The 22,236-nt window shown below is 45.5% G+C and carries 4 protein-coding genes; 2 read left to right on the top strand and 2 right to left on the bottom strand.

The features are described from left to right. Positions 1-42 precede the first annotated feature (42 nt). Both F7734_RS43300 and F7734_RS43295 read right to left on the bottom strand, forming a co-directional pair. Complete coding sequence (locus F7734_RS43300; protein ID WP_155750553.1) at positions 43-19,428, bottom strand: putative Ig domain-containing protein; 19,386 nt, start codon at positions 19,426-19,428, stop codon at positions 43-45. Positions 19,429-19,639: 211 nt separating this feature from the next. Beyond that, on the bottom strand, positions 19,640-20,413 hold the full coding sequence (locus F7734_RS43295) for a hypothetical protein (protein ID WP_155750552.1): 774 nt from the start codon (positions 20,411-20,413) through the stop codon (positions 19,640-19,642). A 930-nt stretch (positions 20,414-21,343) separates the two neighbouring features. On the opposite strand from F7734_RS43295, the gene F7734_RS43290 reads away from it, so the two are divergent. Beyond that, positions 21,344-21,733, top strand: a complete 390-nt coding sequence (locus F7734_RS43290) for a hypothetical protein (protein WP_155750551.1) — start codon at positions 21,344-21,346, stop codon at positions 21,731-21,733. Next, positions 21,730-22,194, top strand: coding sequence for a relaxase/mobilization nuclease domain-containing protein (locus F7734_RS43285; RefSeq protein WP_155750550.1), 465 nt, complete (start codon positions 21,730-21,732; stop codon positions 22,192-22,194). The genes F7734_RS43290 and F7734_RS43285 overlap by 4 nt, the downstream gene beginning before the upstream one ends. The last annotated feature ends 42 nt before the right edge of the window (positions 22,195-22,236 follow it).

Raw genomic sequence — 22,236 nt, 5'->3', positions numbered from 1 at the left:
ACGTGGAGCAAGCATTAATTCTCACTCCACAGAATCACGAACTCAAAATATTGAAATAAGCAGCATTACAACTCCTTTACGAATTGCTTTACTTTGCAATTCATTTTTCTTACTTTGTGGACCATCTTTACCTACAATGAACATTGTAATTGGAGCATGACTTCGTTTGCGGTTCTTGGCATAGTTTGCAATGGCATCAAATTGTTTTTTCTTATTGGTTTCTGTATAAAGTCTGTGCATCTCATCTAAACTTATTTTGATATCCCCAATCAACCAACTCTTAGAACCCCCATTTTCTGTTGGAAGACCATTTTTGAAGAGAAAATCAGCTTTATTTGCATTAAACCTGCGACCAAATGGATCGTACCTAAGTCTAGCACCTTTGTAGTTCTCTAAAAGTTCATTACCCTCTGGTGTGCCTGGTAACGCACCGCAAGAAAATCCATTTCCGATAGGAGTCCCATCACGTAAAATAGGAACTTCAATCCATAGGCTATTAAGCCATTGTGTTTGGCTAGCACCTACGATGTCGCAAACGCCTTTCATGATTAAATTTTCTAACCAACGTCCTTTTCCAGCTTGAATGGCGTTAGTCAGGTCAGGGACACCAGGTAAAGCTGATTTAAGGTAACCCATAATGACATTACCCACTATTTCACCTGCCTTATCTTTAGCATAGTCAAGACCTGTGCGAAGAGTTGCACGCTGAATATTTTGTAATATGTTTTGAATTGTTTGACTGGCGTTAATATCTACCAGTGTAATCATCCCTGTCGGATCGCTATAGATATACGGGTTGTTGTACACGAACTGGTACGGATTGAAACTTTCTGGCTGTTGTTCTGTTGGGTCAACTGGATCGCGGCTTAAGAACAAGCCCGTATTTGGGTCATAATCTCTTGCTCTAAAGTGATACAACCCACTATCCGATTCCAACCACTGCCCTTGGAACCTAAAGTCACCACCAGAAGCACCTTCTGTACCACCTACTTGCGACAGGATATTACCAAATGTATCATAGAGGAATTTACCTGTACTTGCGCCACTATCGTCAGTCAACCCAATCACCGTACCCATTGCATCAGTCAGGTAGTACACAGCATTACCGCTAGCGTCCAAGCGCATGAAAGGGCTAGAACCACCTCCATAGATATAGTTGCCGATCAGATTACCGCTACCATCGGTGATGAGGTCAGTAGACTCTAAGCCACCACCCATTGCAGGTGCTACCAAGAACCGACGTTCCTGGCTACCTTCTACTGCCTTGACCCTATTACCAGCACCATCGTAAATATATAGTGTTGTCTCGCCAGTCGTTTCATTTTCTACTGTTGTTAGACGGTCATATGCATCGTGGTTTAAATCCAACGTCTGACCATTTCTTTCAATCAGCGTTAACCGACCGTCTTGGTCATAATCGTAGTTTTCGGTTTCACCCGTTTCAGTAACAGTATCTAACTGATAACCATCAGTGTAATTGAAAGTGCGCTCGCCACCACTCGTTGATTGCACTTGCCGCTTTCCAGAAGCATCATAGGTATAGCTGGTTTCATTTAACATTTGTCCGGCGGCGTTGTAGTAGCTTTCTTTCTCAACCCGTAGTGCATTATCGTACTTCAGCATTACATAAGAACCATCTTCCCTGGTTATCTTACTTGGTTCGCCAATTCCAAGACGTTCATAAGTTACTGATGCCAACACAGTACCTTGTGCATTAGTGTGAACAATTGACTTAACTCTATCTAAGTTATCATATTCATAAGTTGTCTTCACACCATTGGGCAGTGTTCGTTCTTGTAAACGGTTGACCACATCGTATTTCATTGTAGTAATCCCACCAGCCGGGTCTTTCACCCAACTGAGATTCCCAAAACTGTCGTAATCATACTCAGTGGTGTACGTTGTTGCATGAGCAGAACCTTTCTCCGTCAAAGTTTTGAGCCGTCCCACAATATCGTAGGTGTAGCTTATACTGCTACCGTTGGCATAATCCATTCCTTGGAGACGGTTGTTGCTGTCGTAGCGATAAGTTGTAGTACCGATGCTGTCGGTCATTGTCTTGACCGCACCTTCTTCAGTATAGGTAAAGCTGACAGCACCACTAGTAGAGGAGATTTGCAAACTCACTTGTCCGGCATCATTATATTGATAGGTAATTGTTTCTCCAGATGGCAGGGTGATAGTTTCCAAATGGTTGTCGCTAGTACGGTAAGTCATTTGCTTGAAAGTACTATCACCATAGGTGACTTTTGCTAAGTTACCTAAATCATCGTAGCCATACTGTAAAGTTTCAAGAGTGGGGGAAGTAATCTTCGCCAAACCATCATCACCGTAGTCGTAGGTGTACTTCCCATTCCCCAAGTCGGTTGCCGTCTTCAGACGACCCAACTCATCATAAGTAAAGTCTCTGTCATTGCCACCGATATCGACAATTTTTGTGGGATAATCTTTCGCTTCTTGTAGATTATTTGCGTAGAGATAACTGGTTTTTTCTCTTTGACCGGTGGTGTAAATTGTCTCAGTTGGTAGATAGTAATCATTCAGGACTGAGGTGGTTCTACGGTTTAGCGGGTCAATGACTGTTGTTTGTAAGCCATTGTACTCGTAGCGATACACCTGCTTTTGTACCGTTGGGTTTTCCACTAACTGACCAGAAGCGTCTTTAATGTACGAACCACGTTCAGTACTCGTCAATTTCCCAGTCTTGGGATCGTAGAAGTAGCGGGTGAAACCGTTGAGTGCATCGATTTCTTCAGTGTTGCGACCGCCTGCATCATATTTCTTGGTGGTGGTTGCGCCCGTCCGCAAGTCTTTTACGCTCGTTAAACGTCCCGCAGCATCATACCCGTATTCAGTCACATCATTACCGGAAGCATCGGTTTCTCTATACAGCCGTCCGGCAATATCGTACTTGAACGTCGGCGTACCACCATCAGGAGTCACCCAACCAGCTAACTTCCCATCAGCCGTTAACTTGCGCTCCATTTTACCAATAGTTGGTGCTTCCAACTTAGTCCAATCACCACCAGCGCCTTCATAATCGTATTTCACCCAAATGCCATTGCCGTAGTCAGCAAATTTCTCGCGTCCGAGTTTGTCATACTCGAAAGTGGAAACTTCATCATCACTGGTATCACCAGGAGTCCCCATATCCTCAACCATCCGTTTCAGCTTGCCGTCAGCGTAGTACTCAGAAGTTGTCACGCCGCCATCAGCGTCAATGGTCGTCACGACATTGCCAAAGTCGTCATATTGGTATGTTGTCGTTCCTGTGGAATCAGTTTCAGTTTCCACTTGTCCTACTGCATCATAGGTGAAAGACTGAATAACATTGCCTAAGCCATCTTTCATTGCCAGCAGATTACCGAAACGGTCATAATCCATTGTCATAGATGCACCAGTTGGTGTCACCAGCGTTGTCATATTGCCGTATTTATCGTAAGTGTAGTACGTAACTCCTGGCACAACAGTAGGACAACCGCAATACTCCTCTGTGCGTGACTTCAGGTTGCCAAACTCGTCATACTCATACTTGGTGACGAGATTGTTTGCGTTGGTAACTTGTAACAGATTATTGTCGTCATCGTATTTCATCTGAGTTTGATGACCAAGTGCATCAACAACCCGTACTACATTGCCTCTGGTATCATACTCGTAAGTGGTAGGATTACCATTAGCATCTAATGCTGTTTGCAGAGAATTAGCTGGATCGTAATCAATCTCTACAGAATTACCCGTAGCGTTGAGTGTTTTCTTCAACCTGCCGTCATCATCGTACTCAACTTTTGCTCCTGTTCTGTTCAAGGGGTCGATAATTTCCTTGAGATAATGCTGACGCTGTTGGTCGTAGATAAACTGAGTCTTGAAATTTTCCTGGTCGGTTACACTCATCAAATCGCCCTGAGCATTATACTCATACCGCACTAACTCGCCCATTGGATCTTTAACTGACGCAATCCTTCCAAGCGCATCCCGCTCAAAGGTAATTTGCTTGCCCGTTGAACTAACTATCCCCGCATCGCTGTAAGTCAGTTTGTTACCATTTGTATCCGTAATAGTCAGCAAATCGCCAGTTTGTGCATCGATTTCATAAACAATTCCGTCTTTAGTTGCCAGGACGTAAATGTTACCAAAGTTGATATCAGCAGGATTATAAGGCACACCACCATTTAAGCCAACGTACTCATTGCTACCAGCCTTGTGAAGAATCCGGGCATCTTTCACTGTTAAAGTACTGGTGACACCTTTATCGCCAACGAATGCTGGTTTATATACGTAGGGGTCTTCATCAATCTCATCAGATGCAGTTGCTAGGTACTTAAATACTGGGTCAACAGTCGGTTTGAATGTAAACGCTTCCCGCTTGCCTCCAGGCAGTGTAATGTATACACGAGTCCCATCTTTGAATGCGCTTTGATACCCAATCAGTTGGTCTTCTTCAGTTGGTGGTCTCAATGAAGTCCGCAAGTCCGTATCCCTAAACTCCATCCGCCACCCGTAGCCAAAGTCATCAGTCATACCACTAGTGAGGGTGTCATAAGTACGTGTCAGGGTGATGGGGATGCCAGTCACTGGAATTGATAAATCAGTAAATGACAACCGGAAGTTACCCAGCTTCAAATCGCCTGCAACATCAACCACTTCCTCAGAGTAAGAAATATTGCCGCCATTGTCTGCAACTTCTAAGCGCAAGATATAGGAATCGTTTTGCAGCAAAGATGGGTCAAATTTACCCAGAACACCATCAGCTATTGCATTTGGATTATCAACAAACAGTATTTCCTTGAACTCACCACTAGCCACAGGTGCAACCAGTAGTTTGTAGTAATCCAACTGGCCATCATCAGAGAGACTGCCTTTGATATCGATAGGTGCAGTCACCAAACTACCAGCATATGTTCCCAAGTTGAGGCTGACAACAGGAGCATTGACATCACTCGTATCGATCGCCGCTACATCAAAGGTTGCCCTTCCAATATTCCCTGCTGTATCAGTTGCAACAGCCACTGCTCTAATTGTCCCGGCAGTGGTGGGAGTGAACCGTGCCATGCCGTTGCCATCGAGCATCACAGGTGTATCATTAATTAGCAGTTGCAAGCCTGCCACTTGAATATTGTCTGTTGCTCGTGCCTGGAAAATGACAGTTTCCCCAAGGTTTACTAGGTCGTAATTAGCAATCAACCTCACATGGGGTGCTATGGTATCAGCTGTTACTGACAAGTCATACTCCTGCTGAGTGACACCGCCGTTGCCATCACTCACTGTCAGAACAACATGGTGAGAACCAACATTGCTGATGTTGGGCGTCCACCGCAAGCGTCCCAAACTATCCAGGGTGATGCCTTTATCTCGGGACGCAATGTCGAGGGAATAACTCAACTTATCGCCATCAGCGTCAGGGGCAATAACATCGTAAGCATAAGTACTACCAGGAGTTGCACTCAAGACTGGATTAGACTGGATAACTGGAGCATGATTTGCCCGTGCCGTCAGGGTAAACCCTTGTGCGGCCCCCTCTCCATGAGTATCCATCACACCAACCGCAATCTTATAGCTGCCAGCTATGGGGTTGTTCCAAGTTAGCAACCCTGTATTTGGGTTAATTTCGATATTGATGCCGTCGGGTTTAGACAGCAGTTGGTAGACTAGAGTATCGCCTGCATTCTCGTCCTGTGCCACGACTTGGTAGTTATAAGCACTACCAACCGATGCCAGGAAGACAGGAGTTGAAGTGATAACGGGAGCATTGTTGATAGCCGTTTCACTGACAACGATTGTGTAGGTTTGGGTAGAAGTTGCCCCAAGAGCATCGGTCACGAACACTTCGACTGAGTGAGAACCGACTTGCGTACCTTGGGGTGTCCATTGAATCGCGCCATTATCGTCAATGGTCATGCCAGATGGCGTTGTGCCCAAATTGAAACTGAGTGCATCGTTCTCCGGATCGCTAGCAACGACAGTGTAGGTGTAGGGTTGATTTAATGCTGCTCTTGTGACGGGATTTGAGACAATTGCAGGCGGAGCGTTAATGCCAGTCACTTCTAGGGTAAATTCCTGAGTCGTATACCCACCCAACGCATCTGTCAGTTGCACGGCAACGGTATGTTCGCCAATTTGAGTGCTGGTTGGGTTCCAACGCAACGCTCCCGAGCGTGCATCTATGACCATACCAGAGGGTGCTGCCGACAAACTCCACAATAGCAAATCGCCATCCGGGTCGCTACCACTGAGATTGTACTGGTATTCTTTTTCTAGATTGGTGAGTGTATTTGGAGTAGAGGTAATGCTGGGAGCGCGATTAACTGCTAGGTTAGTAACATTGATGGTAAATGATTGCTCAACAACTGCTTGAGAGTCTGATACGCGCAACACCACCGAATTGTTGCCAAACTGGTCGGGAGTCGGAGTCCAAACTATCACACCATCAGAAATCGTCATCCCTTCTGGCTTTGAGAGCAAGCTGTAGCTGATGGCATCCCCATCCGGGTCAGTTGCTTCAATTTTGTAGAGGTATGAATTGCCCAACCGAGTACTGGTTCGTGGTTTGGAAGTAATCTCTGGAGCGCGGTTAATGGTGGAAGTTGGGTCTGTTGGGTCTGTAACTAGAGGATCGACAATTACAGACAGCGACTGGAACGCTTCTCCACCTTTACCATCAGTTGCCCGAATCAGGATTTGCCAGGGTTCGATACCCTCAGTGTAGCCCGGATTTAAAGAACCACCCCTAAGCGCTGCTGTGGGCGTCCATTCTACTTGACCTGTAGTTGAGTTAATTTCAAGTCCTGTAGGAGTATTGGGTGCATCAACCACAAGAGAGTAAGTTATGGTGTCGCCATCCAAATCCAATGCTTTGGCTTGATAAGAAAACAGTTTGGTTTCGCGAACATGGGCAATGTCGGGCGCAATAGAAGTAAACACTGGAGCGCGATTACCCTGTAAGACTTCTACTTCAAATGCCTGTAAGTTGATACCACCATTACCATCATTCACCCGTACTATGACTTGGTGTTTGCCAACTTGGTCATTACTGGGTCGCCAAGAAATGGTACCGTTGGGGGCTACTGCCATGCCTTCTGGTTTGAGCACCAACTCAAAAGTCAGTTCATCCGCATTCAAGTCAACAGCAGTTGCTCGGTAAAGTAATTTCTCGCCAACTGTCACAGATGTTACAGGCGTGCTAGTAAACTCTGGCGCGACGTTTTCACCACTCAACACAGAGTTGGTGTTCCCAAAATCAACGCCAAATTTCTTATCAGATGCGGCAATCGTCACAGACCAATAGTTGGGCTGAGTCGGAGCCGTTTGCGTCCAACCGGGCTGCACCTCTTGGGCGATGCGATAAGTTCCTGGTGCGAGAGTAAACGAGTAGTTACCTTGTGCGTCTGTGTAAGTAAAGAGTTCATCTGCATCTCGCACGCCGTCAGCATCAGCATCAACGTAAACCAGCCAGTTTGCTAAACCAGATTCATTCGCACCCGGTTTCCCTAAGCTCCTCACCACCATGACATTGTTCTCACCACCCATGGCGTTAAAGAGCAAATCTCCGGTTACCGGGTCAATTACTGCTCCTGTTGCGCCATCATAGTTGCCGACGAATAATTGCTTTGTGCTGGCAATGGGGTTCCCTTCACTATCAACTTCATAGGCGTTGATTGAGTCACTGTTCCATTCTGCCAGGAGTAAAGAAGCACCATTTTCAAACTTGGGTGCGGTCACGGGCATATACACAAAACCACCAGGTCTATCCCCTACGGTTGTCTCAATCTCAATTGAGGTAATACTGCCGTCAGCAGAATAGTTGACAGTGGAGAAAGTGTTGTTTGCACCAGTGGATTTGAGTTGTCCTGCACCAGCTAGACCTTCAGGAACTTCTTGCAAACCGCGCAAGCTACCCTTCACACTGCTGGCTAGTAATTTATGACTAGAGGTATAGTAAACCAGACCAGCATCAATGTATGGGGCGTAAGCGTAGTAGTTAGCAACATAAGGAGTTGCCGATTCATCATCATCGTCAAACCCAACAATGTGACCGCCATCCCCTCGCTGCACTTTCAGTTCCATGATGACGCCACCACAGCTATCTGCTGCACCGCCAATCAAGATCGTGTTGTAGTCAACCGTACCATCAGCGTTGCGTTTGAAGGTCATTCCTCCCAACATATGAGGTACACCATTTGGCGTTCCCAAGTTATAAGCGGTGTAGATATCTTTGAAGGTTTCACCGATGACAACCCGGTTATCTGGTGTCATATTATTCGGATTGGTCAAATCCCGCTTGCCGTCACTATCGATATCTGCGTATACAGTCCCTTTGACTGTACCGGGGACAGTATCGCTAATTACTAAGTCAATTGTTTGCGTATCAACACCACCGCGACCATCTTCTACGCGCACTGTCACTTGATGAGTCCCAACTTCTGGGCTTGACCAAATAATTTTGCCTGTGACATCATCAATAAACATTGCCCGAGGCGCATCCATTAACCTATAGGTCAGGGTGTCGCCATCGGCATCATCGGCATCAACATCATAAACATAGCGCCAACCATTGAAACCCGCTTTTACTCCATCTGTGATGATGGTTGGTGCATGATTTCCTGGTTCCGGTGCAACGCGAATCTTATAATCTTGAATCGCCTTGCCGCCGCGACCATCTGTAACATCAATTCTGACCCGGTAAGTACCACTATCCTCACCGCTTTTGTTTGATTCACCCTCTCCTGGTGTGACAATAGAAGCTGCGGCTTTCGTTGAGATGACTTGGAAACCGTACTGTGTCGGCGTGTTCCCATAGCCAGAAACTGCCAGAATATATTCCCCGTCTGTTGGTAGCAACAGTTCAAAATCATCTGTGATATAGTTGTCTGCTAGCACCAAGCGATCGCCAGGGCGGTATAGCTTCCATCTGGCATCACTTCCAGAGATTCCATCAAAGTACAAACGTTGACCTGCCGTGCCAGTAAATTTATAGAGGTTGGTATCATTACCGCGCAGCAAGTTCTCCTTAACTTGTTTGTTCAATTCCATTGAGCGAGCATCTGCCAAATCCCACAGCCGGAAACGATACTCAGTTGGCGTATCTTTCTCGCCAGAAAGCAAAAGATTGTAAGTTCCAGTTTCTGTGAGGGTAAACGGACCAACATCTGCCGTGGAATAACCCTCAAGATACCCTGGATTGAAAATAATGTTGCCAGAAGGACTGATTAAGCGAGCTGTTACAGTGTCAGTACCTACAGTGGCTCCATCTGCGAACATACCATCGTAGAAGAGCTGTTGACCCGCAACGCCAGTGAAACTATAATCATGCATCAGGCGACCGGGTTCTAAGGGCTTGGTCACCTCAGCACTGAATTGCAACACGCGGCGATCCCCACGCAGCGAAGGTGTTTCCGTAGGCAAATCTATTACTGCAAACTGATAGTTACCTGTAGCAGTGTCATCAGTTCCCTGTATAAGGAGCGTGTAAGTTCCTGTCTGCTGCAATTGAATTGGCTCGCTGTCCGTTGAAGTGCTGATGGTGAAAACTTCTGTACCATCTGGATTCATCAATCTCGCAATCAGTGGAGCGTTATTGGCGAGTTGAGAGTCAAAATAAATTCGCGTTCCGGCAGAAGCAGTAAAGGTTTGTGTAGTTACATTATTGGCACTGATAGTTCCATTCTGTACTGCACCCAATCCCGTTGTTGCTACTTTTGAAGGTGTATTATCGGTTACCGTGAAGTTATAGTTAACCGCTTCTGAACTGCTACCGTGAATTGCCAAAGTGTACAGACCATTAGCTTTCAACATGACGTTGAAGTCAGGTGACCACTGGGCTGGTGAGGCAAGTACTTGATTATCGATTCCGTAAAGTACCCAAGATGCACCACTCCAGGATTCTGCATCTAGGTTAAAAGAAAGTTGCTGACCTGCGCTACCGATAAATTGATACAAATCAACTTCATGACCGGGGCTAAGGCTATTGGAGATTGCAGTCCCCATCTGTAAGGCAGTTGTCATGGCTATATCTGACAGCCGGAAACTGTAGTTGCCCGTCGTATCGGTATCTCCATCTATGACTAAGCGATAAATTCCTGCTTCCGTCAAAGTCAACGGTGCCGAATCGGCGTCAGTGGCATTGTTGAGAATTTCCACTCCAGTGGGGCTGATTAATTTGCCACGGATGCTGCTGCTACCACTCCAACCGTCGAAGAACAAACGCTGCCCAATTGTCCCGTTAAAGGTATAAGTATCGTTTTCCCCTGGTAACTTGATAGTACCGCTGACAGGCAGGTTCAGTTGTTCTAAGAAGGTGGTCTTCAATTCTGGTGTTGTGACTTTGAATGTATAATCCGCATTCCCAGAGCCACTACCATACATTGCCAGCATATACTCGCCTGTTGCAGGCAATGCCAATTCACCGTCATAGTATGCCCGGTTACCAGTGACGACTTGCCCACCAGGTCTGTAAAGAGTCCAGTAGTCGTCATAGCTACCGCCAATATTGTCGATGTAAATGTACTGACCCTGAGTGCCATTGAAGCGGTAAATATCTGTCTCTCGCTTGTCCGTACCAAAGCTACCAGTCCTAAGTTGGGTGACATTGTTCTCAAAAGTCAGTTCAAAAGCATCTAAATAGTTTAACAACCGGAAGTTGTAGTCTCCCGTTGCTTCCCCATTTCCATCTACTACCAGCTGATAAGTTCCAGTTTCAGAGAGGGTCAGCCCCACGGTAGAATCACGGTCATCCTGCACAGAAGCATTGTATATTTCCCTTCCACTAGGACTGTAAAATCTAACAGTGAAACCGGGATTATTGGTGTTAAGCGCATCGTAGTACAGTTGCTGTCCGGCGATACCAGTAAAGGTGTAGGTGTTGTTTTGTCCCGGCAAGCTGATAGTACCGCTAACAGGCTGGTTCAATTGTTCTAGGAAAGTGGTCTGAAACTCTGGTGTTACAACTTTAAATGTATAGTCAGCATTCCCTTCACCACTGCCAGACATTGCCAGCACATACTCGCCTGTTGCAGGCAATGCCAACTCACCGTCATGGCCCACCCGATTACCAGTCACAACTTGCCCGCCTGGTCCGTAAAGAGTCCAGTAGTCGTAATAGCTACCACCGATATTGTCGATGTAAATGTACTGACCCTGAGTGCCATTGAAGCGGTAAATATCTGTCTCTCGCTTGTCCGTACCAAAGCTACCAGTCCTAAGTTGGGTGACATTGTTCTCAAAAGTCAGTTCAAAAGCATCTAAATAGTTTAACAACCGGAAGTTGTAGTCTCCCGTTGCTTCCCCATTTCCATCTACTACCAGCTGATAAGTTCCAGTTTCAGAGAGGGTCAGCCCAGCGGTAGAATCACCGTCATTTTGAACGGCTGCACTGTATATTTCACTTCCACTAGGACTGTAAAATCTAACAGTGAAACCGGGATTATTGGTGTTAAGCGCATCGTAGTACAGTTGTTGACCAACCGTGCCGGAGAAGGTGTAAGTGTCTTGCTCTCCTGCTTCATCAAGCATACCAGTGACAATGCTACCGACACTCCTGCTTCTGGTAACTAATTCAGGCGTCACTATTTGCATCTGATAGTTGATATCAAGAGAACCGTTCCCCTGCATCACCAACAAGTATTCACCAGCTGCTAACCAACGCTCATCGTCGTTGTAGATATATTGACTGGTAAGATAATCCCCACCCGGTCCGTAGAGAATCCAAGAATTAGGAAAACCACCTGCTTTTGCATCAAAATACAGGTACTGCTTGTCTGTGACGGTGAAGCGGTATAAGTATGATTCAATACCACCGTTATCGAATTTTCCTATTTCGTTTGTATCGAGGGCAAAGGTGGGTGCCGCCGCTTTATCTAGGAACCGAAACTTATAGTTGCCTGTATTTGCTCCATCACCATCAATCACAACCCGGTAGGTACCATCCATCTCTAAAGTCAGCCCACCATTAGGACCTCGGTCGTAGCGACTATCAGCAGTGTAAATCTTTCTTCCGCTCGGGTCGTACAAACTCAGGTTAAAGGGCTCTCCACCCAAGGCATCGTAGTATAGTTGCTGTCCTATGGTACCAGTGAAGGTATAAGTGTCTTGCTCTCCCGCTTCTTTGATGGTGTCACTGACAATGGTACCAACAGTCATGGTTCTGGTAACTAATTCAGGCGTCACTATTTGCATCTGATAGTTGATATCAAGAGAACCGTTCCCCTGCATCACCAACAAGTATTCACCAGCTGCTAACCAACGCTCATCGTCGTTGTAGATATATTGACTGGTAAGATAATCCCCACCCGGTCCGTAGAGAATCCAAGAATTAGGAAAACCACCTGCTTTTGCATCAAAATACAGGTACTGCTTGTCTGTGACGGTGAAGCGGTATAAGTATGATTCAATACCACCGTTATCGAATTTTCCTATTTCGTTTGTATCGAGGGCAAAGGTGGGTGCCGCCGCTTTATCTAGGAACCGGAACTTATAGTTGCCTGTATTTGTTCCATCACCATCAATCACAACCCGATAGGTACCATCCATCTCTAGAGTCAGCCCATCATCAGGACCTCGGTCGTAGCGACTATCAACGTTGTAAATTTGTCTTCCGCTTGGGTCGTACAAACTTAGGTTAAAGCTCTCTCCACCCAAGGCATCATAAAACAGCTGTTGTCCAACTGTACCAGTAAAGGTGTAAGTATGTTTCTCTCCTGCTTCACGAATCGTGTCACTGACAATCCTACCTGAAGTTATTGATGGGCTCACTGGGATTGTAGTAGTACCCGGTGCAAGCTCCTTCACTTTGAACTGGTAATCAACAGGGCTACCGTTAAAACCGTAAATTGCCAGAGTATAAGTGCCTCCGCTTGAGAGCGTCACCTCAAAATCACTACTCATACTGGTGCTATAAAGCACTTGATTCCCCGGTCCAACCAAATCCCAGTGTGTATTTGGGACATCCTTGAGCGAATCGAAAAACAGTTGCTGATTTGCACTTCCCTCAAATTGATAAAAGTGCGTTCTCTGACCGGGGTCAAGCCGACCGCTTCTTTCAGTATCTAGTCCGATGACAGGAGCTAAACCCACATTCAGCATACTGAAACTGTAAGCGTCTGTGCTTTCTCCATTACCATCTATTAGCAAACGATAAGTGCCGTTTTCTGTGAGGGTAAACAGACCTACGTTATCTTGACTCAGGTCGCGGTTAAAAATCGTAATGCCACTGGGGCTGTAGAGGTATGCCCTATTTGTGTAGTGACCGTTGGTGATGGTATCAAAAGACAAACGTTGCCCAATACTTCCAGTGAAGGTATAAACATCTTGCTCTCCCTTTTCTGAAATTTTGCCGCTAACGATATAGGGATTATTGTTACTGCCCAACTCTAAAGAGCTATGATTTGTGTTTGGGGTAATAATCTGGAAGTCATAATCAACAGGGCTACCGTTAAAGCCATAAATTGCCAGAGTATAAGTACCTGCGCTTGAGAGCGTCACCTCAAAATCACTACTCATACTGGTGCTATAAAGCACTTGATTCCCCGGTCCAACCAAATCCCAGTGTGTATTTGGGACATCCTTGAGCGAATCGAAAAACAGTTGCTGATTTGCACTTCCCTCAAATTGATAAAAGTGCGTTCTCTGACCGGGGTCAAGCCGACCGCTTCTTTCAGTATCTAGTCCGATGACAGGAGCTAAACCCACATTCAGCATACTGAAACTGTAAGCGTCTGTGCTTTCTCCATTACCATCTATTAGCAAACGATAAGTGCCGTTTTCTGTGAGGGTAAACAGACCTACGTTATCTTGACTCAGGTCGCGGTTAAAAATCGTAATGCCACTGGGGCTGTAGAGGTATGCCCTATTTGTGTAGTGACCGTTGGTGATGGTATCAAAAGACAAACGTTGCCCAATACTTCCAGTGAAGGTATAAACATCTTGCTCTCCCTTTTCTGAAATTTTGCCGCTAACGATATAGGGATTATTGTTACTGCCCAACTCTAAAGAGCTATGATTTGTGTTTGGGGTAATAATCTGGAAGTCATAATCAACAGGGCTACCGTTAAAGCCATAAATTGCCAGAGTATAAGTACCTGCGCTTGAGAGCGTCACCTCAAAATCACTACTCATACTGGTGCTATAAAGCACTTGATTCCCCGGTCCAACCAAATCCCAGTGTGTATTTGGGACATCCTTGAGCGAATCGAAAAACAGTTGCTGATTTGCACTTCCCTCAAATTGATAAAAGTGCGTTCTCTGACCGGGGTCAAGCCGACCGCTTCTTTCAGTATCTAGTCCGATGACAGGAGCTAAACCCACATTCAGCATACTGAAACTGTAAGCGTCTGTGCTTTCTCCATTACCATCTATTAGCAAACGATAAGTGCCGTTTTCTGTGAGGGTAAACAGACCTACGTTATCTTGACTCAGGTCGCGGTTAAAAATCGTAATGCCACTGGGGCTGTAGAGGTATGCCCTATTTGTGTAGTGACCGTTGGTGATGGTATCAAAAGACAAACGTTGCCCAATACTTCCAGTGAAGGTATAAACATCTTGCTCTCCCTTTTCTGAAATTTTGCCGCTAACGATATAGGGATTATTGTTACTGCCCAACTCTAAAGAGCTATGATTTGTGTTTGGGGTAATAATACGGAAAGTGTAAGGAACATTGCGATTAATGCTGTCCTTACCTCTTAAAGCCAGAATGTATTCACCATCAACAGGCAGATCTATCTCCATGTCATTCCAATTGTTGGAGAGAATCACTTGATTGCCTGCATCGTAAAGCACCCAGTCTAGATTAGTATTATTACTCAATCTGTCAAAATATAGCCGTTGACCCGCAATGCCTGTGAAGCGGTACACGTCATCCTCTGACCCTGGATTGAGTACGCCAGTCTCGTTGCTATCCATTGGCGCAATGGGTACAACATCCAAGTCAAGCAAGCTAAAGCCGTAGTCATTAGTCGTACTACCATTTCCATCAATCACCAGGCGATAGTTACCAGTTTCTGTCAGGTTAAGAGGTCCTTCATATCTAGCATCAGAATTAACTACTAGCTGACCACTAGGGCTGTAAATCTGCACCGCCCACTCCCAGTAGTTCCCACTAAACTTAAGTGAATCAAAGTAAATACGCTGTCCCGAAACCATGCTGAAAGTGAATGCGTCCTGTTCACCAGGATTGTTAATCCGACCTAGTACAGTATCGCCAAATACCATTACAGATGGTGGCGTCCATTTGACTTCACCTGTGGTAGGATCGACTGTCATGCCCTCTGGTCCCAGTGCTAACTTATAGGTCAGGTTGTCAGCGTCTAAGTCGATGGCATCTGCATCATACTGATAGGGAGTATTAATTGCTGCATCTACGACTGGTGTAGAAGTGAAGATGGGCGGTCGATTTGGCGGTGCATCAATGACTGATAAAGTCCACTGCTGGGTTGTGACGCCACCGCGACTGTCGCTGACTTCCAGGTAAACAGCGTGATTTCCTCTGTTGGTAGCTACCGTGTCCCAGGTAATGACACCAGTCTTTGCGTCAACGGTCATCCCCTCTGGATATACCAGCAATTTATATGTCAGCACATCAGAGTTAGGGTCAGTCGCCTTGACATCGTAGCGGTAGGACTGACCACCAATGATTTCGGTGTTTGGCTTAGTTTCAATAACAGGTGCTGAGTTTAACTGTGCTAGCACCACCAGGTCGTAGGTAAACTGCACCCCAAGAGGATTGTAGAATACCAAGGAACGTTGAGCGCTCAGTTCGTTCGGGTCAAGCTTGCTGTCAGCTACCAAACTGCTGAAATCGTAGTAAGGAATACCCTCAGGTGTCAACCCATCCCAGTTGCGTACTATGACACCGGGGTCGCTAATATTTGTAATGCCTACAAGCACCGGAGCATCAATGCTATAGGAGCCTGCATTGCGGACGGCGATATCTGCATACAGGAGCTTGGTGTCTGCGTTAAAGGTGGTGCGGTGGTACTCAGCACCAAAGCTTTGAGAGACATCACTCAATAAGTTAAAGTTAGGCGTTGCCCCTTGTACTGGTTGCTTTTCAAAGTCTTTCTGAACGGGGAGTTGCGTACCTTCTGGTGCGGGAGTTATAACAAAATCTGAAATCCTGACGCTGGTTGTTGTGTCGCCATCATTGTTTACCAGACGGAACACCAGTTTGGCATCAGTATTTGGAGTGATACCAGTCAAGTTCAAACTGACTGTGCGGTCTGTGGCATTATAACTCGTGCCTGCTCCCAGAGCAATTTGTTCGCCTTCAGTCCAGTTGAAGAAGGCATCTCGACCGCTAGCAACAGTATGAACCAAGGAGTTCCCATTCACATCAACTAATGCTACTTCAAAGGCATCGTTGATGAAGTTGGGATCTTGATTGTCAAACTCGGGGTCAATCTTAAAGCTGATAACAGAAGGAGTTGCTCCCGTTGTGAAGTTCACTTCGCGAGTGGCTGTAAAGTTGTTTCCTTCGACTAAAGGTGAGTCTGAACTAACGGGGTTGACTGAGATGATAAAAGACTGAGTTCCTTTGAGTCCGGCTGCATCAGTTGCTGCTAACTCAATGTTGAAAATCCCCTGAGTGGGAGTTCCACTTAGAGTTGCAGTTCCATCACCGTTATCTACTATATTGAGCCAGGTAGGGAGGTTAGAGGCTGTAATGGTGCGAGTATCTCCCGCATCTGGGTCAATGGTGGCAATATTGTAGGTGTAAGTGCTACCTTCATTAGCTGTGTAAAAAGGAGTGCTAGTAAAGATAGGAGATTCGTTAACGTTGGTGACACCAATGGTAAACATCTCTGTCTTACTTAAGCCACTAGCATCCGTACTACGGATTGTAATGGAGTGCTCGGAGTTACTTTCAAAATTTAAGAGCTGACCGTTGGCGACAAGCAACTGATTTCCGACAATGCGGAAGCGCCCGCCTCCATCATCCGCCAAACTATAAGTATAGCTGTCTCCCGAATCCGAACCAGTGCTGCTCAACTCACCGATAACTGTTCCAGGAGCGCTGTTTTCTGCTACAGTGTCACCGACTAGAGTTATGGCAGTAGGCGGACTCAAACGGTAGATGGTTGTGGAGAAAGTCTTTTCATTACCAGCAATATCAGTCGCAATGCCTGTAAAGGGATTGTCTCCTATTGCCAGAGAGACATTGGCAAATGTAAATTTACCAGTGCTATCAGATGTTGTGACTGCATGAGTCTGTTCTAATACCACAGTAGCATTTGCTTCTGTTTGACCCACTAACGTTACAGTTTCAAACTTGGTTTTCTTGTCGCCAAGCGTACCGGAATCAGATGTGGTTTCTAAGTTAAAGGTTGGTGCTGATAAAGCGCTATCAAGAGTAAAGGTGAAGTCAAAGATGTTCGACTGGTAGCCATACTCATCTAATGCTTGCAAGTGTAGCGTGTGAACACCATCTGGCAGAATCCCACCGTAAATACTTTCTAACTGAGCGCGGTTAAACGTGAAGCTACTATCAGCTTGCAGCAGTGCTGTCACATCTACAAAGTTAGCACTTGGGGTATTATCCAAACCAGCTCTCAATTCAACCACACGACTGGCATCGGTGACAGTACCGCTAATAGTTGGGTCAAAAGTGATGAGATCGCTATTGGTAGTACCATTAGGTGCTGTATCGAGCATTAAACCCGCAGCAATGACTGGTGGTTCTTTATCAACAATGACTGTCACATTGATTGAAGAGGTCGTGACGTTGCCAGCTGTATCGGTAGTGGTAATCGTCAGAATGTGTTCCCCATTGCCCAGCCCTGTAACATCCAAAATTTGGTCAAAGGTTCCTGTTGAACTGAAGGAGACAACTACTGGCTGCTTGTTGTCAAAGCGGTAACTCAGTGAAGTCACGGGACTCCCCGTGCCATTGACACTGCCACTGAGTTTGTCTCCCGGACGCAAAGACGCTCGCTCGACTGGATTCGTTAAATTTAATTGTGGCGCAGTACTGTCAACAGTCACTTGCAGTTCAGTCGCATTGGTACTGGTGTTCCCAGCAATATCTGTGGCGATCGCACTGAGAGAGTGTACGCCATCAGCCAATTGTGGCGTTGTGAGTTGCCATGTGCCATCAGAGGCAGCTACCGTCTGTCCAATGAATTGACCATCACCAAACAATTTGACTGTTGCTAAAGCTTCTGCCGTCCCAGTTATAGTAGGCTTGACATTGTTGGTTATGCGATCGCTATTGCTAACACCACTATCGCTATCAGCAAGCAAGTTAAGGGTGGGTGCAGCCGTGGTGGTGTCAAGTGTAAAAGCAACATCAAAGTTATTTAAGACACCATATTTATCGACTGCTTGGATATGGAGGGTGTGTTGACCATCTGGTAATGAACCGCCATAAATGGCATCAAGACGGGTGCGGTTGAGTGTAAAACTGCCGTCTGACTTCAACTCAGCTTTAATATCTGTGAAGCTCCCCACAGGAGTGTTATCAAAGCCTGCTTTCAAGGAGACGATGTGATTGGTTTCAGTAATGGAAACATTACCAGTAGCGTTAACTTGAGGGGCAGAACCCGTTAGAACATCAATGTATAGACCGCGTTGAGTCGCTTTAACTGTTCCTGCGATCGTGGGGTCATAAGTAATGCGATCGCTGTTCGTTGTACCACTAGGAGCCGTATCGTTAGCTAAAGCAGCTAAAATTGCTGGCGGTGTTGGAGAAAGATTTAGCGTTAAAGAAAAGCTGGCATGAGAAGTATTACCAGCAAAATCGGCGGCATTGACCTTGAGGGTATAGGGTCCGGAGTTAAGTCCTGTAAAATCAAGTAGATGGTCAAAAGTTCCGAGCGGGCTAATTGACACAGGAGTTGCAACCAAATCATCAATTTGAACACTCAGCGATGCCATAGCCGATCCAGTTCCATTAACAACACCAATAAGTCGGGCTGTTAGAGACCCCGGTACCAACTCGACGGGTAGGGCTGTCACTGTCAGCAGGGGTGGTATAACATCTATGGTGACTGGCAATGACAATAAAGAATTATGACTACTAGCAAGCAAAGGATCTAATGCTTTTGTGCCTATCATTGGCTCATCGTTAGTCCCACCCGTAAGAAAGTCTTGACCATTTGTGGTGTCAAACTTCGTCAAATTAAATTGCTTGGGTGGAACTGATGTAAAGTTTTGCCTTTGATTGAACAAAGGTGAGTCGTCGTTGGTAATCCTAATCGGATAATTGTGGTTTGTGTCAGGATATCGATCTAATTTAGAATCGTTGTTTAGGGAGGTCGTGTCGGATTTTTCCTCACCAAGCTTTGAAATGATGTCAGAGCCACTATTCGTCTTAGGAGTTAAATCAACTATTGATGAATTATCACCCAATGGTGCGACTAAAGATGCACTTTCTAGTAGAGAAGGTGGCAACAAACCATCATTATTAGATGCACCGTTACTTCCAAAGCTTCCAGTCCGAACCATGACCAACCCGCCTGCTAGTATGCTAGTAGTAAATGATTAAGTATTTAAATATTCTCACCCTACTTATGGGCTTGAGTCAGTGGTAATCTAACCAATAACTCAAGCCCATAAGTAACAATGATGCTGGCTAATTATTTAATTAGAAAAATATCCAGCACTGCTTATTTACGGTTTCCATCTTCTTGCAGTAGCTGTCATAATATTTATATTCTTAGGCTATTGTGGCAGCACTCATAGTAAATAAATCGGGAACTGTAGCCGGAACGGAAACTGTAGAGTCATCAGAAGCTACTCTTAAGCTAGAAGGTATTGTCTGCAAAAATTTGTGATTAATGATATCGGAGTAAGTCTCCAAATCTACTTGCCAATTATCAATGGCTTGATGCAGGCTGTTGATTTTTTCGGCTCCATTCTCACCACTCAGTTCGTAGCTAAAACTGCCAGAAAACAACACAATTGGGGTACTTGTTTCGTCTTCATTACGCAACGCGGCTTCAGTGATGCTGAGGTAGAAAGGAGCGCGTTGGAACTTGTACACTAAGTTGAGTGAAGCTCGCATAGGAGAATCTCCAGCAGATTGCCAAGCACCGGGAGACAGTAGAGTTTCTGTCATATAGAGGCGAGCCGCATCTGGAGAACCTGCAAAAGAAACGTAGCCTCTAGGATTGATACCTACAGCTTCGTATTCTATGTTGGGTAGGGTTTGTACGTATTTGCGAGCAATTTCTGCAATATTCAATTCCGACATTGCCTTGTCGCCAATGGGTTCCATAAAAATGACTCGATTTGGTTCGGCAATAATGCTAATTCCGTTAGTGAATATTACCTGAGCCGCACTATTGGTGTAAATTGGTTGTCTTGCCAAATTCCAATCTTGGGGAACAATACCACTGTACTTGAGAAAGTCTGGGTTGAGAATTGAAGGGGAATGGTTTTTGGCAGCAAAGACGAGAGCAAAATTTTTCCCGACTAGTTGTTGAGTCATGAAATTCCTTTAACTAATTTGAAAATTGACAGAATTCAGAATACGATCGGCACACAAATATATCCCGGATGACTTTAGGTTTCATCCGGTTTCTCAGTTCCACGCTGTCTAGCAGTTGAATCCAGATAATGAGTATTTCTACACGAGCGGAATTCACCGATTTATCAAATATTTTGAGTGGGCTTATTAATTATTTTTAATTCTAAAAGGCAGTAAAATCCACGCGAATTTCTACGGAAATTTTCCATTTTTTTTCCGGAGGAGAAAGGGTCGGTAGAATAACTGAGATTGTTAAAAGCTTTTTAAATTCTTCTCACAAATGTTTGGGGATTTTGTGAAGAACGTGTAAAGTTAGGGACCCTCTGGGGTGGCTGCGCCATGCCTAGCTGTCGCGAGTCACAAAAAGCCTGCGTTCGCCCGGAGGGGCTACCACTGCAAGCGTGTCGCGAGTGGTGTCGAGAGTTGTCGTGGTTTAGCAGCGCCTGACATCATCAAAGAGTATAGTGCGGTGCCACGCTCTTAAGCCAAGCCCACACGAAAGATATTAACCGAAGCTGGGAATACTCAGAGTAGGCACGTAAACTCTCACTCTCAACATGGCTTATGCGATAAGGCACGCTACGGGCTTATGCCGTAGCACGGCGGGTTAAACTCAAAAAAGCTAATCTAGCAAGCAGTGCTTCTCATACTGCCAGAACACGACCCACACCCAATGCCGACCCCACCAAACAAAATATCAGGTTCATCGGCAGTACCGACCCAAACGAGAAACTAAAAGACTTGGTGGATGCCAAAATCAGCCAATACAAGCAAAAGCACAAGATACGTCCCGCAGCGTTAAAACACTAACTAGTAATCAAAACACCACCTGTTGATTCCCCTTTCTGCTAAAACGAAACATATTTTGCCCTTCTCCACTCAATTCAAGTTATGAGCACCAACTACAACCAGTCAAAGCGCAATATAATTTTCAAGCTCAAGCTTACTGAAGAAGAAAAAGCGAACCTTTTAGATCTCGCAAAAACTGCGGGTATGGGCAAAAATCTGTCGAAATTTGCCAGACATTGCATTTTCCGCCGCCACATCGCACCTCCTGTACCACCAATCAATCAACAAACGTATTGGCTACTAGCACGCATTAGTGATGACCTCAATTTGATTTCACAAGCAGTAAAGCTTGCAGCTTCAACGGGACAAGCGATCGCACCAGACCCGCGTGTTGAGATTGAGAAAGCCATGCCACTGCTAGCTGAAGTAAGACTTCTGTTGTCAGGACAAGCAAACGAAATCATAATAGAGGATGGAGAAGGAAAAGCGTGATTGGCAATATCACCAAAGGAAATGGATTCTACGGGGTTTGTGCTTATGTCATGGGCAAACCTGGTGCGAGAGTTATTGGGGGGAATATGGCAGGGACGACACCAGGAGAACTTGCTTGGGAGTTTAGAAAGTTCTCTTCCCTTAACGACAGGGCGAGTCAACCAGTCCTGCACTTGTCTTTCAGTCCAGCCCCAAAAGATAAACTCCTTAGCGATTTGGAGTATTACTGCATAGCACAAGATTTGTTAGACGGATTGGAACTTAACAAAAATCAATATCTTCTGGCACTCCACTACGATGCTGAGTACCAAGGAAAAACAAGACCACACGCCCACATGATAATTAACAGGGTTAACATCGATGGAGAGTGCAATGATGCTTACAAGGACTACTACCGCACAGAATTAGTCCTACGCCAGATTGAAACCTGCCTTCCGCACCCCAACGCTCGCAAACGGTAATTACTGAGTGAAATCTCCAAAAGAAGAGTAAAACTATACGAT

This window comes from Scytonema sp. UIC 10036 (assembly GCF_009725235.1).
This window is presented reverse-complemented; position numbering and strand designations above follow the sequence as displayed.

Bases quoted from the DNA above. Each gene is read 5' to 3' on its own strand.
- F7734_RS43300 (WP_155750553.1), bottom strand. From the start codon at position 19,428: ATGGTTCGGACTGGAAGCTTTGGAAGTAACGGTGCATCTAATAATGAT.
- F7734_RS43295 (WP_155750552.1), bottom strand. From the start codon at position 20,413: ATGACTCAACAACTAGTCGGGAAAAATTTTGCTCTCGTCTTTGCTGCC.
- F7734_RS43290 (WP_155750551.1), top strand. From the start codon at position 21,344: ATGAGCACCAACTACAACCAGTCAAAGCGCAATATAATTTTCAAGCTC.